Annotated in this window: 19 protein-coding genes and 1 riboswitch; of the genes, 10 read left to right on the top strand and 9 right to left on the bottom strand. The window is 46.9% G+C overall.

Going from position 1 to position 19081, the window contains the following annotated elements; all coding sequences use genetic code 11:
* The 3 genes from BLQ44_RS14200 to BLQ44_RS14190 form a co-directional block, all read right to left on the bottom strand.
* A partial coding sequence (locus BLQ44_RS14200) for a helix-turn-helix domain-containing protein (protein ID WP_093194557.1) occupies positions 1 to 114 on the bottom strand: 114 nt, incomplete at its 3' end.
* Positions 115 to 359: 245 nt separating this feature from the next.
* Complete coding sequence (locus BLQ44_RS14195) at positions 360 to 785, bottom strand: BrxA/BrxB family bacilliredoxin (protein ID WP_093194556.1); 426 nt, start codon at positions 783 to 785, stop codon at positions 360 to 362.
* Between the two features lie 12 nt (positions 786 to 797).
* Positions 798 to 1931, bottom strand: coding sequence for a virulence factor (locus tag BLQ44_RS14190; protein ID WP_093194555.1), 1134 nt, complete (start codon positions 1929 to 1931; stop codon positions 798 to 800).
* Between the two features lie 137 nt (positions 1932 to 2068).
* Here BLQ44_RS14190 and BLQ44_RS14185 point away from each other — a divergent pair, with 137 nt between their 5' ends.
* Positions 2069 to 2980 carry an ABC transporter ATP-binding protein gene (locus BLQ44_RS14185; RefSeq protein ID WP_093194554.1) on the top strand — a complete coding sequence of 304 codons (912 nt, stop codon included), beginning with the start codon at positions 2069 to 2071 and terminating at the stop codon, positions 2978 to 2980.
* The gene (locus tag BLQ44_RS14180) at positions 2964 to 3911 is read left to right on the top strand and encodes an ABC transporter permease (RefSeq protein WP_176757537.1); all 948 of its coding nucleotides are present in this window, start codon (positions 2964 to 2966) and stop codon (positions 3909 to 3911) included. Before BLQ44_RS14185 ends, BLQ44_RS14180 begins: the two co-directional genes overlap by 17 nt.
* Before the next feature lie 515 nt (positions 3912 to 4426).
* Here BLQ44_RS14180 and BLQ44_RS16605 read toward each other — a convergent pair.
* Positions 4427 to 4594, bottom strand: coding sequence for a hypothetical protein (locus BLQ44_RS16605; RefSeq protein WP_176757536.1), 168 nt, complete (start codon positions 4592 to 4594; stop codon positions 4427 to 4429).
* Positions 4595 to 4733: 139 nt separating this feature from the next.
* On the opposite strand from BLQ44_RS16605, the gene BLQ44_RS16815 reads away from it, so the two are divergent.
* The 5 genes from BLQ44_RS16815 to BLQ44_RS14165 all read left to right on the top strand — a co-directional run bounded on the left by BLQ44_RS16815 (position 4734) and on the right by BLQ44_RS14165 (position 9025).
* On the top strand, positions 4734 to 4865 hold the full coding sequence (locus tag BLQ44_RS16815; protein WP_281241429.1) for a hypothetical protein: 132 nt from the start codon (positions 4734 to 4736) through the stop codon (positions 4863 to 4865).
* Positions 4866 to 4878: 13 nt separating this feature from the next.
* Positions 4879 to 5025 carry a hypothetical protein gene (locus BLQ44_RS16600; RefSeq protein WP_176757535.1) on the top strand — a complete coding sequence of 49 codons (147 nt, stop codon included), beginning with the start codon at positions 4879 to 4881 and terminating at the stop codon, positions 5023 to 5025.
* A gap of 226 nt (positions 5026 to 5251) precedes the next feature.
* A complete protein-coding gene (locus BLQ44_RS14175) occupies positions 5252 to 6037 on the top strand; it encodes an SDR family NAD(P)-dependent oxidoreductase (protein WP_093194553.1) in 786 nt (261 codons plus the stop codon).
* Between the two features lie 311 nt (positions 6038 to 6348).
* A complete protein-coding gene (locus BLQ44_RS14170) occupies positions 6349 to 7497 on the top strand; it encodes an AI-2E family transporter (protein WP_093194552.1) in 1149 nt (382 codons plus the stop codon).
* A gap of 385 nt (positions 7498 to 7882) precedes the next feature.
* On the top strand, positions 7883 to 9025 hold the full coding sequence (locus BLQ44_RS14165) for an acyl-CoA dehydrogenase family protein (protein WP_093194551.1): 1143 nt from the start codon (positions 7883 to 7885) through the stop codon (positions 9023 to 9025).
* Here BLQ44_RS14165 and BLQ44_RS14160 read toward each other — a convergent pair.
* Both BLQ44_RS14160 and BLQ44_RS14155 read right to left on the bottom strand, forming a co-directional pair.
* Positions 9022 to 9546 (bottom strand): type 1 glutamine amidotransferase domain-containing protein, encoded by a 525-nt coding sequence (locus BLQ44_RS14160; RefSeq protein WP_093194550.1) that lies wholly within the window; start codon positions 9544 to 9546, stop codon positions 9022 to 9024. The two genes, BLQ44_RS14165 and BLQ44_RS14160, sit on opposite strands and share 4 nt — an antisense overlap.
* A gap of 5 nt (positions 9547 to 9551) precedes the next feature.
* On the bottom strand, positions 9552 to 9968 hold the full coding sequence (locus BLQ44_RS14155) for a DoxX family protein (RefSeq protein ID WP_322787534.1): 417 nt from the start codon (positions 9966 to 9968) through the stop codon (positions 9552 to 9554).
* 97 nt (positions 9969 to 10065) lie between these two features.
* On the opposite strand from BLQ44_RS14155, the gene BLQ44_RS14150 reads away from it, so the two are divergent.
* On the top strand, positions 10066 to 10956 hold the full coding sequence (locus BLQ44_RS14150; protein ID WP_093194549.1) for a DUF1002 domain-containing protein: 891 nt from the start codon (positions 10066 to 10068) through the stop codon (positions 10954 to 10956).
* Between the two features lie 237 nt (positions 10957 to 11193).
* On the opposite strand, the gene BLQ44_RS14145 is transcribed toward BLQ44_RS14150, so the two are convergent.
* From BLQ44_RS14145 to BLQ44_RS14135, 3 genes are all read right to left on the bottom strand, one after another.
* Positions 11194 to 11766 carry an SCO family protein gene (locus tag BLQ44_RS14145; protein WP_093194548.1) on the bottom strand — a complete coding sequence of 191 codons (573 nt, stop codon included), beginning with the start codon at positions 11764 to 11766 and terminating at the stop codon, positions 11194 to 11196.
* 84 nt (positions 11767 to 11850) lie between these two features.
* Positions 11851 to 13290, bottom strand: coding sequence for a hypothetical protein (locus BLQ44_RS14140; RefSeq protein WP_093194547.1), 1440 nt, complete (start codon positions 13288 to 13290; stop codon positions 11851 to 11853).
* A gap of 39 nt (positions 13291 to 13329) precedes the next feature.
* Entirely contained in the window at positions 13330 to 14775 is a 1446-nt protein-coding gene (locus BLQ44_RS14135) for a hypothetical protein (RefSeq protein WP_093194546.1), read from the bottom strand.
* A gap of 116 nt (positions 14776 to 14891) precedes the next feature.
* Between BLQ44_RS14135 and BLQ44_RS14130 the strand changes: the two genes are divergently transcribed.
* Positions 14892 to 16991 carry a putative bifunctional diguanylate cyclase/phosphodiesterase gene (locus BLQ44_RS14130; protein WP_093194545.1) on the top strand — a complete coding sequence of 700 codons (2100 nt, stop codon included), beginning with the start codon at positions 14892 to 14894 and terminating at the stop codon, positions 16989 to 16991.
* Between the two features lie 714 nt (positions 16992 to 17705).
* A complete protein-coding gene (locus tag BLQ44_RS14125; protein ID WP_093194544.1) occupies positions 17706 to 18848 on the top strand; it encodes a trans-sulfuration enzyme family protein in 1143 nt (380 codons plus the stop codon).
* Between the two features lie 75 nt (positions 18849 to 18923).
* Positions 18924 to 19035: riboswitch (SAM riboswitch) on the top strand.
* The last annotated feature ends 46 nt before the right edge of the window (positions 19036 to 19081 follow it).

The following is a 19081-nucleotide window of genomic DNA, read 5'->3' as shown; positions in this document are numbered from 1 at the left end:
CCATGTTTCGAGGAAATGATTGAAGACAAAGCGAGAGCAGCCGATGGTTTTTGCGATTTGTATCTCCTGCGTTTTATTCGGATAGATACGGAACTTATATGCTTTGTGAACCATATCGCTGCCTCCTTCTCCTCTAGCGTGAATGCTTGATAGAGGTATATACCCCAAAAACGAGAATGTATGTTCGTTTTTAGGTCAAAAAAATATATTTCTGTCGGACATCGGATACCATGAAAGATGTCTCCTCGTCCGAAGGCGATTCATCTCCCCCCTACGTCGTTGAGGAGGGAGTCTTCTCGCCTAAAGCTGATAAAAATGCACCTTTCCCCAAGTGGGAGAGGTGCATTTCGTTTTTGCTATTATAGTTTTTCATAAGCGTTCGTAAGGTTTTCGACGATCTCTTCCACTTCATGATCTTCGATGTGTTCACGAGGGATGAAGTGAAGAACCTGGCCGTCTTTCAAGATAGCCATGGAAGGGGAAGATGGCTCATATCCTTCCAGGTAGTCACGCATGCGTGCGGTTGCTTCGCGGTCCTGTCCGGCAAATACGGTAGCTAAATGATCCGGGCGCTTTTCGTTTTCGAGCGATTTGATGGCTGCCGGGCGAGCAAGTCCTGCTGCACATCCACATACGGAATTGATTACGACGAGGGACGTACCTTTGACGGAGCTGATATACTCGTCCACTTCATCCGGGGTTACGAGTTCTGTGAATCCTGCTCCTGTCAGTTCATCACGCATCGGTTGGGATATTTCTTTCATATAAGCTTCATAGGCGTTCATTAGAAAACCTCCTTAGTTATTTTCTTTCGCTTTCGTTGCCTGAGTCATCTGGTGCCAGACGGACCCTTCCGCTTCTTTTCCGCCTTCGATCCGCTCAAGAGCCATGCGGATTTGCAATCGTACTTCGAACTCCGGGTCGTCCTTCGCTTCTCTGAGAGCCGGGAGAGCTGTCTCGTCGCCCACTTCGTACAAATACATCGCAGCTCTCCAACGGACGATTTTACTCGGGTCTTTTAAAGATTCTATCATATAAGGCATGGCCTTTGTCGAGCCGACATCCGAAATGCAGTCTCCGGCTGTCCGGCGTACGGTCACGGTCTTGTCGTTCAGCGCTTCATATAAATATGGAAGCACTTCTTCTTCTTCGATCATACCGAGATAAGCCGTAGCCAATCGGCGGATAGAAGCTTTTTGGTCATGCAGTGCTTTATGAAGGACCGGCAGATCATCAAGGGTCGGGTCCATCTGATCCAGCGCCTGATAGCGGACTTTCCAGTCAGGATCATCGAGAGTCTCCAGGGTGACTGGCGTTCCCCGCTCTTCCTTTTCGTCACGGAAAGCTAGCGTCACCAGTTGGCGCAAACGTTCTTCATCATAGCTCGCAGAAATCTCCTCTTTCACTTGTTCCCCTATCTCTTCCGGGTCTCCATAGCGCGCTGTCTCCTCGACCCATTTCCGTTCCATAATCATGTTCTCCGAAGCGGCGGACGCTTCCATGGCAGCATTCATGAAACGCTCAGGCAAGCCCACGCGTGTCTCTTCTTCCCCGTCGATCAGTTTGATCTGCATCGGAATATTACGGAACTTCTGGATGAATACCTGGATTTCACCGAAGTTTTCTTCCGGTACTTCTTTTTCCTCCGTTTTTTCATGCTGGGTATCTTCGTCAGAGCCGAGCACGTGCCTTACTTCAGGAAGAATCTCCTCCCAGGAGACTTTCGGATGACGCTCAAGAGCAAGAAAGTCCATCACGTGATAGATGCCTTTGACACCATCTATATCGAAAAGCTCCTTGATTGGAGAAGGAAACGTGGAGACCTCTCCATCTTTCGTATAGTTGTACGCTTCGCTCATAGGCAGACTTTCGTCCACATTTATTTTCATCGAATTGGGACTGGGTGTCGGTTCGATGGATACGATTCTCATACAGAACACCTCCATTATCTGTATCTTAACAAATATCAGGGGGGACTTCTATTTAAGGGATTACGGAAGTTTCCGAAAATTAATGAAACCTTTCTCCGATTCTTTGCGTAGACAAGTAGTGGAAAGGGGAGAAAAAGATGGAAAGTATTATGAAACTGCAACACGTCAATAAAACGATCGGTTCTCATCATGTCATCAAAGATTTGAGTTTTGATATATACCCCGGGGAAGTATTCGGATTTCTAGGGCCGAACGGTGCGGGGAAGACGACGACTATCCGGATGATGGTCGGCCTTATGAGCATGAGCAGCGGAGACATTGTGATTGCGGGTCACAGTATACATAAAGGACGAAACGAAGCGATGAAGCACATTGGAGCAATTGTGGAAAATCCGGAAATGTATCCGTTCATGAGCGGATGGAAAAATCTCGTTCACTTTGCCCGAATGGCAGAAGACGTTACCACGGAAAGAATCCAGGAAGTCGTGAAGCTTGTCGGTCTTGAAAATAGAATCAACGATAAAGTTCATAAGTATTCCCTAGGCATGCGACAGCGTCTCGGGATTGCACAGGCTCTTCTTCATCGTCCTTCCGTATTGATTCTGGATGAGCCGACGAACGGGCTGGATCCTTCAGGGATGAAAGAAATAAGGGCGTATATCCGGAAATTGGCGAAGGTGGAGAACGTCGCGGTTATCGTTTCGAGCCATATTCTTTCCGAGATGGAAATGATGTGTGACAGGATCGGTGTGATTCACAACGGGGAACTCATAAATATCCAAACCGTAGAAGAAGCGATCGCGGATGCAGAGATGGAAGTGACGATTGAAGCGACTCCTCTTGCAGTCGTAGAACGGGTGCTTCAGGAGGAAGTAGAGCATGTGCTTACGAAAAATGACACTTGCCGCATTGTTCTGGAAAAGGAAAGAATTCCGGAAGTAACGACGAAACTTGTCGAGAACAACGTGAATATCTATAGCATCTATACCCAGAAGAAAACGCTCGAGGATCAATTCCTGCAGGTGATTGGAGATGGTGTCATTGAGTAGACTGATACAAAACGAATGGATGAAGTTGTTTCAGCAACGGTCGACCTGGATTATGATCATTCTGTTCGCCTGCCTGATTATAGGGTATGCCCTGTTCATGACGACGGACTTCTCCCCTTCTAACGAATATGGAGAAGACTGGAAACAGCAGTTGCAACAGGAAAACGAAGAAATGAGAAGTGATATGGAAGATATGCCCGCCACGGCAAATTATATGGGGGACCAGATCAGACTGAACGAATACCGGATTCAGAACAATATCGCCCCGGATGGATTCAGCGGATGGAATTTCGTACAGGAGAACCGGATGTTCGTCGCTTTGATCAGCTTGTTTACGATCATCATTGCTGCAGGATCGATCGCCAATGAGTTCCGATGGGGCTCGATCAAATTGCTTCTGATACGGCCGGTATCCCGCACGAAGATTCTGGCTTCCAAGTTCATTACTGTGCTGTTATTTGCGATTATGATGCTTGCCGGGTTGTTTTTACTTTCGATGGCGCTCGGGGCATTGATGTTCGGTATAGGGACGTGGACAGAGCCATACCTGTTCATCCAGAACGGGGAAGTCAAAGAGATGACGATCATGGGTTATTCCCTGATGCAATACGGTTTTTCCTCTGTGAATCTGTTGATGATGGTGACGTTCGCATTTATGATATCTGCCGTGTTCAGGAATAGTGCCCTCGCTATCGGAACGGCTATTTTCCTCATGATGACCGGGAACTCGATTGTTACGTTCTTTTCTGATAAAGAATGGGCAAAATATATTCTGTTCGCCAACACAGACCTTAATCAGTTCGTCATGGGAACGCCGATGATCGAGGATTTGACGATGTCCTTCTCGATCAGTGTGCTTGCCGTCTATTTCGTGGTATTTTTAGCAGCGTCCTGGTTAGTATTCACGAAGCGTGATGTTGCCAGTACGTAAAAGAACTCCCTGCTTCTAAGGCAGGGAGTTTTCTTGTTGACTACTCCTCTTTAAAAGGGGGGATCGAGAATATGCGATGTTTTTTGCGTGAATATGGGGCAAAAATATCTGATACATTTTCTTATAAAGTAAATTCAAATAGAAGGATGACGAAAACCACCTTATACCCAAAAGTATGAGGTGATTTTCAGCTAATTGAGTCATTCAGTATCTTATAATTTTTTTCTTAACCCTTCAAGCGGGGTACTTCCGCTTTTCGTGTCTAGCTGCGAAGCCCAGAAACCCCGAGCCATAAGGAGAACAGATCAGAAAAAAAGAAAGAACGCTTTTTGTCTGACAGTTCTCCTTATGGCTGAGGTTTCTAAACGGGGCTTCTCCACTTTTTACTTTGTCTAGCTATGACACCTAGCCCTTAGCGACATAAGCAAAAACCATCCATAAAGAAGAAGAGCACTTCTTTAGGCTGATTTTTACTTATGCGAGAAGGGCTGAGCGAGGTGTCTCCGCTTTTCCCTTCACTCCATAACCCGGTTCATGTCATCGGTACTCGGAGGTGTCGTTTTTTGAGTCATCGTAGCAAACCCCGTGCCTGAACAGATGGTACACGTATATTGCCACGATTCATCGTCACGCAATAATCCGTGTCCATCACATGCTTTACATATTAAATCCCTATCCGACATCGATCCTTCCTCCTTTACTTAAAGTATAGTCCGGAGCAACGATGAATATACGAAAGGAAAATAATTTTGAAACCCTTTTCCCGCATGAAAATCGTATAAATCCCGGCATGACGCATTTGTAAAAAGGAGGAAAAATACGGTGAAAAATCGATTAAATTTTTTTGTGATTTTTCTCTTTACACCGGAGGATTTTATGGATTATAGTGGGGGAACAGTGAATCGGTTTCCACTTTTGTCTGTGGTGGAAGCAGAACCTGTAATAATCGAATAAGGGGGGAAGCCCTATGACACTGCTGTACACAAAAGCCCGTGAACTTTTTGAAGAAGATTTCAAAAAGACTCCAGTCGCTAAAGAAAATGCAAAACCAACTTCGGGTGTGAAGCAGACACGGAGCGGTAAATTGTTCCGTAAGCCTAACAAGCGCAAGTAATGGTGATGCAGTGGTGTAATATATGCTATGAGAAAAAACAAACAGTTCTGTTTAGGTCTCCTAATCAATGAACTTCATTAACTCAGCGTCCAGGAAGAGCGAAGAAACGCTCAGGGCGCTGTTTTTTTGTGGTTAATTGTAATTTTTTTACTTTTTTACGCTGGTTTTTGTTTATAATCGGTGTTTTCCGGTTACTTGATAAGAAAAAAACGGAAGGAAGATTCTATTGTTATTTTCTGAAGATGCATTTGAAGGGAAACATATCGTTATCACCGGAGCTTCCAGAGGAATAGGAAGAGCGACTGCTATACATGCGGTGGCCAGTGGGGCTATGGTGACGTTGACGGGTAGAAATGAAGAGAAGTTGCAGGAAACAAAAGAAGCCTGTAACAGCGACGAAAAGGTACAAGTCGTAGCCGCCGATATCAATAATGAAGACGACAGACAGGAATTAGTACGGAAAGCGGAGAAATTCGCCCCAGTCACCGGGCTGGTGAATTCTGCAGGAATCCTGAATACCGGATACTTCGATCAGATTTCTGAAAAAGAGCTTCGCGAGGTTATGGAAGTGAACTATTTCTCGACAGCTTTTCTCACTCAGTTGTTCTATAGCGAAATGAAAGAACGGAAGGAAGGGTCGATCGTGAACGTTTCTTCTTTATCCGGGTTAAGGGGGACGGACGGAATGATGGCGTACACGGCTTCGAAGTTCGCTATCACCGGTTTCACTCAGACACTTGCGCTGGAAGCGATCCGTTCGAATATCCATGTGAATGCCGTATCTCCTGGATTTGTCGATACGGAGATGGGAAGGCATTCCATTCAGTCGAAAGCGGACAGGGAAGGGAGAACATTCGAAGAGCAGTGGGAAATTGCAGAGAAGACCAACCCATCCGGACGAATAACGACACCTGAAGAAGTCGCCAGAGCCATCCTCTTTTTGCTCTCGGACGCTTCCGAGAACATTGTAGGCGAGTCGATGAAAATATCCGGGGGAAGTGTCATGAGATAGTTTTGTCCAGGCGACTGTTGGGAAAAGTAAGGACAAACGATAATCACTTTGAGAAGGCAGGTGAATAAGATGGGACGTCTTTTGAAAAGAATCTTCAAGTATGGACCTATCGTCTATCCGTTCATCAGGAAGTTTATGAAAGGCAGAGGTCGCCGATAGAACGACGGAAATAAGCGTTTGCAGCGCTTATTTTTCTTTTGTTTTGGTAAGGGGGCTCCGTTATCTGCTGATGCAGCGCCCAGCTTCCAAGAACTAACGTCCCAACGTATATTTGTTATAATAGAGGCAGAGTGAGAGAAGGGGGAAAGACTATGGAGGAGTGGGATAAGGCTCGTCTGGTCCGGTTTTTCGGAGGGCGTGGGCTGATTTACATATTAGGGATACTGTTGCTGATTGGTCTTAATATCGTCGTGTATTCAAATGTGTCGTTCATTTTCGACCCGGTATTCATTTTTATCGAGACAGTAGCACTACCCATCATTTTATCGGCGGTCGTCTATTATCTGCTTCGGCCGGTCATCGTTCTTCTGGAGAGAGTAGGTATCAAGCGCATATGGGGGATTCTACTGACTACGATCATAGTCGCAGGACTGATTACGCTGCTTGTTTTTCTGGTCATCCCGTTTTTTGAACAGCAGTTCATGAAAATGATTGAAGAATTGCCGGATTATCTGATGCAGATGGCGGAAGGACTCGATCAGTGGCTGAAGAATTCGATATTTGCAGGTTATTACAATGATCTATTCGGAAACTTCAGCGGAACCTTGGATGATCTCCCTCAGGATCTCAGTACCTATGTCGGTGACGCACTCACTGGACTGACGTCATTCATTTCGACAGTGACAACTGTGATTATCGCTATTGTCACGTTACCGTTCATTCTCTTTTATCTGTTGAAAGATGACCATAAATTACCGGGAACGATTCTACGTATCTTCCCGCCTCGTTTGCGACCGGAGATGGGACGTATGTTCCGTGATATCGACCATCAGCTGGCCGCCTATATTCAAGGACAGATCATCGTCAGTTTCTGCATCGGTGTCATGCTGTACATCGGGTTTTTGATCATAGGAATCGATTATCCGGTGGTCCTTGCCGGCATTGCCAGTGTGACAAGTGTCGTTCCGTACCTGGGACCGACTATCGCTATTACACCGGCGCTGATCATCGCTATCGTGACCTCTCCATTTATGCTGGTGAAGCTCGTCCTCGTCTGGACCGTGGTCCAGCTGCTTGAAGGGAAATTCATTTCTCCCCAGATCATGGGGAAACGGCTCCACGTCCACCCGGTTACGATCATCTTCGTATTGCTGACGGCCGGGCATCTTTTCGGAGTCATCGGAATTATTTTGGCGATTCCGGGATATGCTATTCTGAAAGTCATCGTGTCGCATCTCTTCGCGTGGTTCAAGCGCCGTTATAACAAGTTTGCGCCGGATGTCGACAGGTATGAAGTGTAAGCATCATCCAAAATTCCATAACCTTTTTTTCTTTTTTGTCCAGCGATTTGATTAAACTCATGAAAAAAAGGGAAGGAAAGTTTAAAGGAAAACGAAACTTTTCGCTTCGCTTTTCGTATAAGTGGGAGAGAGAGGTTACGGGTATACTTTTGTGACGAGGTGAAGCAGAAGAATGAAAAAATTAGATCAGTTGATCCGCGATTTGCGTAACATCGGCGTAGAAGTAGAAAAGGTATACAAGCTTTCAGAAGGAAAAGAAGGCGCTCATTAAGAGCGTCTTTTTTACAAAGGCATAACCAAGTAAATTTGTCGACTTTTAGGGGGTTATTTCTGATTCAACGTCGGTTGGCTTATCCCGAATACATACGAAGATGGAGGAATCCGAATGATTGAAAAATGGGTGTACACAGATAAACAGAAACGATTGGTAGAAAAGGGGGAGCGGATCAGAGAAGCGGCCGCTGCCAATGCAAAAGAAGCGGACCGGGGAGCTTCCTTCTCGGATGAAGTGATGAAAGTCGTCAAAGAGGAACGATACCCTTCTCTTCCTTTACCGAAAGAAGCTGGAGGTGAAAACCTCTCTTTATATGAATTCCTGTTGATGCAGGAGAAGATCGCCGAAGGGGACGGAGCTGTCGCTCTTTCTATCGGCTGGCATGCCGGGACAATGATGGAGCTTCGCGATGATCGCCCCTGGAAGGAGGATCAGTTGCAAAAGCTCATGGATGAAGTAAGGAAAGAACAGAAGGTCGTGAACCGGTTGGCTACCGAGCCCGCGACCGGAAGTCCGACTAGAGGTGGTATGCCGGAGACGAAGGCCACAAGGAAAGGCGATTTCTATATAATCAACGGGAAAAAGATATTCGCCTCGCTGGCTGATCATCTGGACTATTGTATCGTGACTGCTTATGTGGAAGATCAGGATGACGTTGGGTTGTTCCTCATAGAACGTAACGCACAAGGTGTGACAGTAGAGAAGACGTGGGACACGCTCGGAATGAGAGGAACCGAAAGTGATGACCTTGTGCTAACGGACGTGGAGGTCCCCGTAAGTTCTCTTGTGGAAACGAGCACTTCGAAAACAGTAGGACCCAAAGGATGGCTATTGCACATTCCTGCCTGCTATCTCGGAATAGCTATGGGAGCGAGAAACGAAGCGGTTGAATTCGCCAAGAACTTCCAGCCTAACAGTCTGGATACGCCGATCATCGAAGTTCCGCACATTCAGGACAAGATCGGTACGATGGAGTGGAAGCTTCTGCAGGCGCACAGTTTCCTTTATGATACAGCAAGGAAATGGGACGAATATCCGGAACGCAGAGAAGAATGGAAGGGAGAGCTTGGAGCAGTGAAGCTTGCGGTTACCAATGCGGCACAGGAGGTCGTGGATCTTGCGATGCGCATTTCCGGCGGTCGTGGACTTTCGAAGAATCAACCGTTCGAGAAATACTACCGGGACGTAAGGGCTGGATTGCATAATCCACCGATGGACGATGCCGTCATAAAAATGCTGGCCCAAGGAGTTTAATCCTCGGCCAGCTTGTCGGCGAACGCTTTCGCATAAGGGGGAAGATCCGGTGGACGACGGGCGGAAATAAGATGATGGTCCGTGACCACCGCTTCGTCGAACCATTCGGCTCCCGCATTTTTCATATCGTCTTTGATGCCGGGGGTACTGGTCACTTTCCGGCCTTTCAATACATCGGCTGAGACAAGAACCCAGCCTGCGTGACAGATCTGACCGATCGGCTTCTGGTTCGCATCCATATGACGTACGATATCCAAAACAGCCTCATAGCGGCGCAGCCGGTCCGGAGACCAGCCTCCCGGAACAAGGACCCCGTCATAATCGGCAGGATCGATGTCTTCAAAGCTCACATCGGACGTCACAGGAACGCCGTATTTACCAGTGTACGTATGACCTTCTTCTATACCGGCGATATGCACCGTCGCTCCTTCTTCCTGAAGGCGCAGCACCGGGTACCATAGTTCCAGATCTTCGAAATCGTCGCTAACAAAAGCGATCACTTTTTTATTATCAAGTCGCATGTTGATTATCCCTCCTTCCCGTCCAGTGTATCATATGTGCGTCGCCAGGGAGCATCCTTCGTTACGACGAGGACCCACCAGATGAGAAGCGGCTGGAAGAGCGGGCGGATCCATAGAGCGGTCCTGCTTGTGTCCTCTGCCCAGGGAGCCGGAATGTTCATGGCGGCTGCATAGATATTGGCAGGAAGAACAAGGACGAGAAATAGAGCAGTAGCGATACCTGCCGCTTTCCTTGTATGTGGAAAGATGAGCAATAAGGACAGCAACCACTCTGTGATGCCCGTAATATATACCAGTTCATATTTGAAAGGTAAGAATTCCGGAATCATTGCCTGGAATCCACTGTCATAAACGAAGTGGAGGATACCCGCAAAAAACAGGGCACCTGCGAATAAATATAATCCGATTGTTTTAAGTATCATAGAAGACGCTCCTTCAGAGTTTGTAATACTACTATTCACGCAATTCGGGTATAATAAGCGTAGCTAGACTATATTTTTTGTAAGGGGAAGGTTACTTATGAAACATGTGACAAGATGGCTGATGCTCAGTATGGTTTTCATTTTTTCAGTGACTACCGTCGTACAAGCATCGAATTCGAACAGTATCAATGAAAAACTGGGACTGCCGATTGTCGTTTATGGTGATGCTTTGTCGACTGCTCAAAAAACGGAAGTCAGCGAGCTCCTTGAGGTGGATCAGCACGAGGAGATAGACGAGTTTACGGTAACAGGTCAGGATATAGCCAATTATATCAATGGAAACCCGAATTCCAATATGTATTCTTCCGTAAAAATTCTTCATCAGGATAGCGGCGGGTTGAACGTTGAGATTGTAACGCCTGATAATATCACGGAAGTGACGAAAGAAATGTATGTAAATGCTCTCATTACAGCCGGTGTCGAAAATGCTGAAGTCTATGTAGCTTCGTCGGTAGCAGTCAGTGGGCATTCTGCTTTGACAGGGATCTACAAAGCCTACGATGCCAAGGGAGCGACGCTCGATCCGGAGCGGATGCAGGTAGCGAGTGAAGAGCTTGATGTAGCCACTTCCATCGGCGAAGAGGAAGGCGTAAGTCAGGAAGAAGTCAGCAGCCTGCTTACAGAAATCAAGAAGGCGATCGCCGAGCAGAACCCGGTGAGCCGTGAAGAAATAGAGCAGATCATCCAGGAACAGCTTGATTCCTTGCAGATCGAACTCAGCCCTGAAGACAGGGAGCGACTGGTCAATCTGTTCGATCAGATGAGGAACTTGAACATCAACTTCGATGAGGTCCAGAGTCAGCTTGATGAGCTGGCAAGCGGGTTTCAGAACCTGATCAATGATGAAGGGTTCTGGAATAACCTTCGCACGGCGGTCCAGGATTTCTTCCGATCGCTCAGTAACTTCTTCGATTCTGTTTTAAACTGATCAGAGAATGAGGCTGGCACAGAAATCAATTACATTTGCAAGAATCCGGACGATCATGTTCGGATTTTTGTTTTTAATCAAGGATTACAAAGAAAAAAACGGCGCTTTCCGCGGGCACGGCTTAAGCTAACTTGATCAGGAATGGCACCTGATCAAGTTAGCTTAAGCTCGTGCTGTTCCCGCAGGAGTCGCCGTCTTTTTCTATGAAAACTATATTCAATGTGTAACGGACAATTTCTAGTTGTTGCTGACTATTTCGGTATCTTCGATGATTTGCTCATAAGGAACGTCCTGGTCGCCGCTGTAGTATTGCTTGATCGTACCTTCTTCATCCACAAGGAAGAACTGGGTGCCATGGGTCACCTGTTCTTCGCCTTCCGGTTTATCGACGATGATATGAAAGCTTTCTTCGGCGAAGGTTTCGATCGTTTCCTGGTCATAGCCGGTGACGAACGTCCAGTTGGAAAGATCCGCTCCGTGACTTTCCGCGAACGTCTTCAATGTTTCAGGGTCGTCGACTTCAGGATCGACACTGAACGATACGAATTCCACATCGAGCCCTTCTTCTTCCATCTGTTGCTGAAGCTGGGACATGTTCCGCGTCATAGGTGGACAGACCGTGTTACAGGACGTGAAAACGAAATCCGCAATCCACACTTTGCCCTCCATCTCTTCCATACTCCAGGATTCCCCGTCCTGGGTCGTCGCGTCAAAGCTTCCCGTTTCCCAGTCGACGGGTTCTTCGAGTTCCTGCTGGCCGCAGGCGCTCAAGATGAGAGTGAAGAATATAAGTATAAGTATTTTTTTCAATGAGACGAACTCTCCCTTCTATGTCATTCCATTTATTAGTGTAACGCTTACCTATCGCCTGCTCAATGAACAAAATAGGAACTTTTACTGCGAGGCTGTGCTTTGTACTTTGAAAGGGATCGCATCCGTAAGGTTTTGGATCGTGAACGTCACCGGCATTTTGTCGCCGATCTCCTTCAAGTCACTGTGCACCGTCATTTCTTTTCCGTGAGAACTGAGGTGAGCTACGAGTCTGTCGTCTTCAGATCTACCTTCTATCTTCACGTGGCGTGTCTGTTCCATCATGAAGCCCTGTTCGCCGGATATCTTTTGGAACGGATAGGGAGAAAGGTAAGGGTCTCCGCTATCATCGGTGTCCATGCTCAGTCGCCAGGTCACCTGATCGGGAGGGTCATACCTTTTTTCCTTTAAGGTAACGGACGTATTGTTAAAAGTGCCCAGGGATTCGTCGATTTTTATTGTATTATTCACATCAGAAGAGTCTATCTTTTCCTCCTTATCCCGTGTATCTGCCTGAAAGGAGATCTCCGCATCAGACTTTACGAAGAAATGGTTCAACGTAAGTTTCGGAACGGAAGGCATAGCGGCTAACGGCTGGTTTTCCGTGACATAGATATTCTTTTCACCGGTGGATCGCAGGTGGTGAAAGGAAGCGATGGAAGAGTATTGTTCTTCTTCATACAATTCTGCGTCCAATCTGAAGGATAACGGTTTCTCCGTTTCGACCTGTAAGTAGAACCGCAAACTTCGAAGGTCATTCTCTACCCTCACCGGCTTGTAGCGGATGCCGTTTTTGTCGAAAGATTCATCTTCGTCGAACGAGTAAGTCTCCGTATTATAGGAATCAGGAAGATAAGAGAAATGAAGGTTTGCTTCCTCCGTTTTCCACACACTACCTCCGAGGTGCACATGAAAGGAAGCCAGGACCGTTTCATCGAATGCTTCAGCCGGAATCATCCCTATCGTCTTAGCATCTCCCGGAGTTTCGATTTCCTGTTCTTCACGTATCGCTGTTAAAGATGTATAAGCATAGATTTCTCCATCAAACAGGATCGCAGGGTCCCCTCGTCTGCGTGACAGTAGGTCCTGGTCTCGTACGTCTCCGTCCAGTTTTTCCACGTAGGCGTTCTCCAGAAGACGTGGAGGTTTGGACTGATCGAACTGGACGTCTTCTGCATCCAGTTTAAAAATAAGAAATATTTCATCTTCGTTGTACCAGGATTCAAGAATCGTCATTTCTTTGTCCTCGTCATCCGAGAAGGCGATCGTTTCATCATGCTGGATGGTCAGCCCCTGTTCCCGGGCCTGTTCAAGGTTAGGTATTTCCCTTTCGAAGAAGCTGGTGACTTTTTCTCTTGTTTCCGCTGCCATCCACGATTGCGGTATGTCCTCTTCAGAGATTTCGGGTTCCTTTTCATCTTCGACGGTAAGTGTCGGTTCCTGGTCTTTGAGGACGAACTGGGAAGCAACGAAGAAAATCAGAATCGCCGCTCCGAATAGAAGAAGTTGAGTTTTCCGGGACATGGGTATCCTCCTCTGCCTGGATAATGAAAAAAAGAATGATTATCGCTCAGCGGTGCTTTGTGTCTGGAAAGGGATCGCATCCGTCAAGTTGTACACGGTGAATGTCACGGGCATTTGATCTCCTATGTCGTATCGTTCACTGTATATGGACATTTCCTCTCCGTATCCTCCTCCAATAAACCCTGCCGGTGGAGAATCTTCAGAAGCGTTCTCGATTTTCACATGGCGAACCGGTACAGAACCAACCCCGAATTCATCGATGACAGGGCGGAAGGGTGCCGGGGTCAGGTACGAGCCCGCATTTTCATCCGGTTCGAGTGTCAGGTTCCATTCCATCTGGGTCGGGTACGTGTACGTTTTTTCTTCCAATGTAACGGTCGTGTTGTTATAAGTACCCAGCGTTTTATCTATATCCATGGTTTTTTTGTTCGAATCGATGGAGACTTTTTCCTGGAAGTCTCTCGTATCTGCATCAAAAGAAAAGGTGACGTCCGATTTCACATGAAAGCGATTCAACGTCAGTTTCGGAATATCGGGCTGCTCGGCAAGCGTTTCGGTACGACTAACGTATACATTATCTTTATCGGTAGCAAGGAGATGATTGAATGCAGCGATGGATCCATATTGTTCTTCCGCGTGGAGTCTCGCATCAATTCTTTGTGAAAGTGGGGTCTCCGATTTGACCTTCATATACAATCGGAGACCTCTGAGGTCGTTCTCGATCCGGAGCGGCTTGTAACTCACGCCGGACTGTTCGGAGAAGTCTTCATCGAATGTATACGTAGTTACATCGTAGGTGCTGGGATCGTACGAAAGATGAAGATTGGCTTCGTTTGTCTTCCATGAACTATCTCCAAGGTGAACGTGAAAGGAAGCAAGCACCGTTTCGTTGAATTCTTTGACCGGAATCATCCCCGTTCTAGTACCCTCGCCGGTTGTTTCGATTTCGTGGTCTCCGCGTATGGCTGTGAGTTTGGTGTAGGAATGAATCTCTCCGTCGAATAATATAGCAGGACCGCTTTGTCTCATCGTGCGCAGTTCCTGGTCTTTTACGTCTCCATCCAGTTTTTCTATGTAGGTTGTCTCTAAGAGTCGTGGGGGTTCATTCTGTTCGAACGTTATGTCGTCAGCGTCGATTTTATAAAGGAAGAAAATTTCGTATTCATTGTACCAGGACTCAAGAATCTCCATTTCTTTTTCCGGATCGTGCGTGAAGTCGATGTTCTGGTTATGCTGTACGGTGAGGTCTTGTTCCCGGGCCTGTTCAAGACCGGAGATTTCTCTTTTGAAAAATTCAGTGACTTCTTCTTTGCTCTCTGCTGTTTTCCATCTCGGGGGAAGGTCTTCTGCGGAGACGGCAGGTTCCTGTTCCTCTTCATCTTCGATTGTCAGCGTCGGTTCCTGATCTTTCAGTACGAACTGGGAAGCGATGAAGAAAATCAGGATTGCCGCTCCGAATAGGAGAAGCTGGTTTTTCCGGGACATGGGTATCCTCCTCTGAATGAGTAATATAGGGGAGAGGGCTTGATGAAAAAAAGTTCAATCCGATAATTATAGTAACATGACGTAGAGAGAAAAAGTAGGTGGAGGAATTGGATAGTATGGCTTGGCGACTGTTGAAACAGCTTGTTGTTCCGACCTGGTTCTATGACCGGAAGAGCGACAGGATATATATCAATCAAACGTACCGGGAGCACAGTGCTCTCAGGAAAGAAGTGTATACGCTCGAAGAATTCATCGGAGAAATCCCTCATCAGTATCGTGAACAATTTCATTCGCTCCGAGAAAGGGAGGATACGTCCTTTTCGTTCAACTATCAGTTCTATGATTCGGAAGATCAATCATTCGAGGACATCGTTTCAACGTTTTACAGTGACCAGGGAGAAGTGGATGGCTACTCCGGGCATTCCTTATCCTTTATGGAAGCCGTCACCGAAGCGGAAAGGTTGAAGCAGGCGATTGTCGAGATAGGGGAGTCTTTCCGCAAAAATGGCGGGCGACGTTTCTATGATTTCGCTGTTCGGTATCTTGCGGATTTATTAGAGGCGGACGCAGTAATCATCGGGACGCTTTCCGGAGAAGATAAGATGTGCGTGGATGCTGTGGCGATGGTTCACAAAGGGGAAGTCATAAATGGGATGAAGTACGAGCTGGAAGGAACCCCTTGTGAGGAAGTCACCAAAGCGAAGGAATGTTTCGTTCCTGCGAATGCTAAACAAATGTATCCGGAAGATGAAGCGATGCAGTCGATGGACATCGAAAGTTATTTCGGCACGCCACTCTACAACTCCAGGAATGAAGTGATCGGTCTTCTGGCTGTCATGTCAGAATCTGCGAAAGTGGAGGGAGAGCTTGAGCGTGCAGTTTTTCGTGTGTTTGCAGATAGGATCTCCACGGAGCTGACAAAGCAGAGTGCAGAGTTGGAACTTCAGGCCGTATCGAGATACGATCATTTGACCGGCCTTGTGAACAGGGAGTATTTCGGGGATCTGATCGATATGGAAATGGATCGTTCAAGTAGTCGGGTTGTGCTGGTAGTCATAGACATCGATAACTTCAAGATGGTGAATGATTCCTGGGGGCACGATGTCGGAGACGAGCTTCTTCAGAAATTAGCGAAACACCTGCTGGAGGAATTCGCAGAACTCGACTGCGTTTTATCGCGCATGAGCAGTGATGAATTCGGGGTAATGATTCATGGAGACTGGAACGAAGGAGAAATCGTCCGTCACATGGAACAGTTATTCGATTCGATGCGCTTTCCTTTTGTTATTGGAGGAAGGGAGTATTTTGCAACCTTGAGTGTCGGAATCGCGTTCTCGGAAGGCGTGAAAGCCGGGAAGAATCTGATTTCGCAGGCGGATGCAGCTATGAATAAGGCCAAATTCAATGGCAGGAACCGATATGAAATTTATCACCGGCACTTAGGGATGGCTTTGAAAGAGGAGCTTCAGATCAAACAGGCGCTATACCATGCTCTTGACCAGGATGAACTGGTTCTCTTTTATCAGCCGCAGGTATGCACCGAAAATTCAGTAGTAAAAGGATACGAAGCACTGCTCCGTTGGGATCAGCCCAAATTCGGCCTGCTTACCCCTGATCGGTTCATAGAGCTTGCAGAAGAAAGCGGGTTCATCATCCCTATGGGGGAATGGGTGATGCAGGAAGCTTGTCGTCAGTTGAAAGAGTGGCAGGAAGAGCATGGGCGGAAGGATCTGAAGGTTTCCGTGAATCTATCCGCCCGTCAGTTCAAGGATAAGTACCTGGAAGATAAGGTGCTGGGGGCCATTCATAAAGCGGGCATCACTCCTGGACACCTTGTACTGGAAATTACGGAGTCGATGATTCTCGACGATTTCGATCATAGTGTGAATGTATTGAATGCTCTTCGCGCCAAGGGCGTGGAGATCCATCTCGATGACTTCGGGACCGGGTATTCCTCTCTGAGTTATTTGAGCAAGCTCCCCGTCGATACGTTGAAAATCGACCGTTCGTTCATATGGAATATCGGAAAAACAGAGCGGGACGGGGCCATTGTGCGGGCGATTATAGCGATGGCAGAGAATCTCGGTATGAAGATCATCGCAGAAGGGGTGGAGACGAAGAATCAGGTGGAATACTTGAAATCGTCCGGCTGTCCTTTGTATCAAGGATTTTATTACAGTAAGCCGGCTCCACCGAAAAGTCTCGGCATCCTTTGAAATCGACCTTTTTCAGGGTAGTATAAGACAATTTCATCTGATATCTGTACAAAGACCGTCGCATAGAGGAGCATATGTGACGGTCTTGTATATTTTTCAGGAGAAAGTGTTTCATAGTGTAAGGTATGAGGTGTTTTTCTCATTTTGTATCAGAATATTGTTTCATAGTTCATCAGGGAGTTTTGTGAATGGCTCAGTTCTAGCGGAATCTGTACGTTCGGGTGAGAATTTCTGGCTTGAGTGTACCGTTCTTTTGGTATTGCACCGTTCGCGCACGGAAATCAGATGTGAGTGGGTGGCAAAGGGAGGTTGCGGTACACTCAGCGCCAGGTGCTGTATCGGGAACGGTGCACAAAAGCATTTTCCGTTTCTAAACGGGATGGCTCCGCTTTTCTCTTCATGATCTAGCTGCACCATCCAGAAATTCGTGTCATAAGTAGCCCGGATCAAAAAAAGAAAGAGCACTTTTTGTGACCGGTCTACTTATGACAGTATTTCTAAGCGGGATGGCTCCGCTTTTCTCTTTGTCTAGCTACGAAGGCCAGAAACTCGAGCCATAAGCAACTCGGATCAAAGAAAGGAAAGAGCGCCTTTCGTTGACCAAGTTGCTTATGACTGAAGTTTCTAAGCGGGCCTTCTCCGCTTTTCTATTTCCTTTACACACTTCCCCATAAAAGCTATACTATTACGAAATGAAATGCAGGAGGAACAGTCATGAAGCAATCATCTTTTTTCACGAAAGTCGTTCATCATAAGGCGGACCAGAGTGCTGCTTTACATAGTAAGGCTACGCCGATTTACCAGACGTCGGCGTTCACATTCAAAGACCTTGATGATTTGGAGAAATATTATGAAGGGGATACCTCCTATCTTTACTCGAGAGAAAGGAACCCGAATCCGGAAGAGTTGGCGGATGGGGTAGCCCTTCTTGAAGAAGCGGAAGCGGGCGTTTCTGCAGCATCCGGCATGGCGGCCATCTTTGCAGGAATCCTCTCTGTCGTGAAACCGGGGGATCATATCATAGCTGCTGAAGACGTGTATGGTGGTACGCATAACCTCCTTACAAACGAACTTCCGGCGCTTGGTGTGGAGGTGACGATGACTTCTTTTCACGATCCGGAAAGCGTAAAAGGGGAAGTACGGACGAATACGAAGCTTATCTATTCCGAGTCTGTGACGAATCCGTTTCTTCGTGTAGAAGATATCAAGGGATTGGTGCAGATTGCCGAGAAGAATGAATTGAAGGTGATGATCGATAATACGTTTGCGACTCCTTACATTCTTCAGCCGTTGAACGACGGAGCGGACCTAGTAGTTCACAGTGCTACGAAATATCTTGGAGGTCACAGTGACGCGACGGCCGGAGTTCTGGTCGGAGAAAGGGAACTTGTAGACAAAGCACGTAAAAAAATCGTGTCGCTCGGTTCGAACCTGAGCCCTTTTGAAGCGTGGCTTACGTATCGCGGTACGAAAACGCTCGGCATCCGTATGGAGAAGCAGTCAGGAAATGCGAAAGCTCTCTCTGAGGCGATGAAGAAGCATGCGAATGTGGAAAAGGTCTTTTATCCGGAATATGTGTCGGATGCCGGTAATGGAGCTATCGTTACGGTGGCGCTTACGAAAGACGTCGACATGAATACATTCTACCGGGCGCTCGGGTGGATCAAGATTGTTCCGAGTCTTGCTGGAGTAGAGACGACGGTTTCTGTTCCATCGAGAACCTCACACCGTACGCTGTCTCCGGAAGATAAAGAACGTTTCGGCATCGACGATCACGTTGTTCGGGTCTCCGTCGGAATCGAAAGTGCGGAGGATATCATCGCTCAACTGGAACAGTCGATCGAAGCTTCTAAATGAAAATATTCAAAAAATTATTGACTTTCTGATCATTTATCCTATATAATTCGAATCACACTATCAATTGAATAACGACTCTTATCAAGAGCGGCTGAGGGAATAGGCCCTGTGAAGCCCGGCAACCTTCAAACATCGGTTTGAAAAGGTGCCAAGTCCTACAGATCTAAAGAGGTCTGAGAGATAAGGGAGGATATCTATACGTTTACGTAAACCTCTTCTTATCGAAGAGGTTT

Origin of the sequence: Salimicrobium halophilum (assembly GCF_900100295.1) — a bacterium.
Taxonomy (GTDB): domain Bacteria; phylum Bacillota; class Bacilli; order Bacillales; family Halobacillaceae; genus Salimicrobium; species Salimicrobium halophilum.
This window is presented reverse-complemented; position numbering and strand designations above follow the sequence as displayed.